Source organism: Vibrio sp. 1402, assembly GCF_033340275.1.
Genome location: NZ_JAWOWE010000321.1, coordinates 1 through 666, shown reverse-complemented (window position 1 = coordinate 666; position 666 = coordinate 1). Strand labels below are relative to the sequence as shown.

The 666-nt window shown below is 46.8% G+C and carries 1 protein-coding gene; it reads right to left on the bottom strand.

Translation table 11 applies throughout. The features are described from left to right. Nucleotides 1-666, bottom strand: a 666-nt coding sequence (locus R7044_RS25825) for a PTS transporter subunit EIIC (protein WP_225456074.1), incomplete at both ends; no start/stop codon positions are given.

The window sequence follows — 666 nt, the reverse complement described above, 5'->3', positions numbered from 1 at the left end:
TAGGCCGAACATCATTACTGGGAAGAAACCGTTCATGAATACACCAGCGCTCTTATCGCCGCCGAAGAAATGGTGTAGGTCACCAGATTTAACTGTTTCAGTTACTTCTTTAACAGTTGCTGTAATTTCTGGAGTTACTGAGTTAGCGAATTCAAATGTGTGAGTTTGACCTGCAACAAGAGTCTTAGCTAGAGCTGGGTCAACACAAAGTTGTTGTAGTGCAGGAAGAGCTTGACCAGCAGCTGTTGCGCCAGAAACTAGCACTTCTTGACAAGAACCCATACCAAACCAGAAGAAAGAGTTCAGTACGTGGTGTAGACCTACAGGAATTAGAGCACGGTTAAGCGTACCGTATACAAACTGACCGATTGCGCCAGAAGTAGAGATACCGTGAGCAAGTGCATCTAGACCACCTTGGATTGTTGGCCATACAATACCTGAAACAGCACCAGCAACTAGGGCGAACAAACCAGCCATAATTGGCACTAGGCGCTTACCAGAGAAGAATGCTAGCCACTCAGGAAGGCGTGTTGCATGGAAAGCGTTGTAAGAATGGCCAGCAATGATACCTGCGATGATACCACCGAAGAATGACATGTTAACTGACGCATCGATTGTTGACGCTGTCGCAGTAAGTACGAAGTACGCAACCGCACCAGCAAGACC